At 69.6% G+C, this 1,247-nt stretch carries 1 protein-coding gene; it reads left to right on the top strand.

Annotated features, from left to right (window positions below):
• Window positions 1-153: 153 nt before the first annotated feature.
• Window positions 154-1,247 (top strand): condensation domain-containing protein (locus ACWCRA_RS35220; protein WP_451069482.1); only part of this gene is annotated, 1,094 nt, incomplete at its 3' end.

The raw sequence follows: 1,247 nt of genomic DNA, 5'->3' as shown, positions 1-1,247 counted from the left end.
GTGTTGGACTGTCATGACATGTGGCGGTCGCGGTTGGTGGAGTCGGGGGGTTCGTGGGTGTTGGAGGTGCGGGGTGTGGGTGTGGTTTCGGCGGGGGGGTGTGTGGAGCGGGTTGACGCGCGGGGTGTTGGGGGGGAGGAGTTGCGTGGGCTGGTGGAGGGTGTGGCGGGGGAGGTGGGGCGTGGGCTTGATCCGGTGGGTGGGGTGATGGTGCGGGTGGTGTGGTTCGACCGGGGTGGTGAGCCGGGGCGGTTGTTGGTGGTGGCGCATCATCTGGTGGTTGACGGGGTGTCGTGGCGGGTGGTGGTGCGGGATCTCGCGGTGGCGTGGGAGGCGGTTTCGGCGGGGCGTGAGGTGGTGTTGCCGGGGGTGGGGACGTCGTTCCGTGAGTGGGCGGGGTTGTTGGTGGAGGAGGCGGGGTCGGGGGTGCGGTCGGGGGAGTTGCCGGTGTGGGTGGGGTTGTTGGGGGCTCCGGCGGTGGTGGTGGGTGATCGGCCGTTGGATGTGGTGCGGGACACGGTGGGGTCGGCGCGGTCGTTGTCGTGGCGGGTGCCGGTGGGTGTGGCGGGGGTGTTGTTGTCGCGGGTTCCGTCGTTGTTCTTCTGTGGTGTGGATGAGGTGTTGTTGTCGGGGCTGGTGTCGGTTCTGGGTGGGCCGGTGCTGGTGGATGTGGAGGGGCATGGCCGGCGGGAGTCGGTGGTGGGGGTGGATCTGTCGCGGACGGTGGGCTGGTTCACGAGTGTGCATCCGGTGCGTCTGGATCCGGGGCGGGGTCTGGGTGCGGGTGGGGTGTTGAAGCGGGTGAAGGAGCAGATGCGTTCTGTTCCTGATGGTGGTGCGGGGTTTGGTGTTCTGCGGTATTTGGACGGGGTCGCGGGTGGGGTGCTGGCGGGGTTGCCGGGTGCGTCGGTGGCGTTCAACTATCTGGGGCGGTTCGCGGCGGGGCGGGATGCGGACTGGGAGCCGGCGGTGGAGATGGGGGCGTTGTCGGGTGGTGCGGATGAGCGGATGCCGTTGGGTCATGCGCTGACGGTGACGGCGGTGACGCGTGATCTTCCGGATGGGCCGGAGCTGACGCTGACGTGCGTCTGGCCGGAGGGGGTTCTGGCGGAGGGCTGGGTGCGGGATCTGGGTGAGGGGTGGCTGGCCGCGCTGGAGGAGCTGGTGCGGGAGTCGGAGTCCCCGGGCGCGGGCGGGCGGACCCCGTCGGATCTTCCCCTGGTCACCCTCACCCAGAACGAAATCGA

The organism is Streptomyces sp. NPDC001889 (assembly GCF_053594535.1).
The sequence above is the reverse complement of the archived record's forward strand: the minus strand, read 5'-3'. Positions and strand labels throughout refer to the sequence as shown.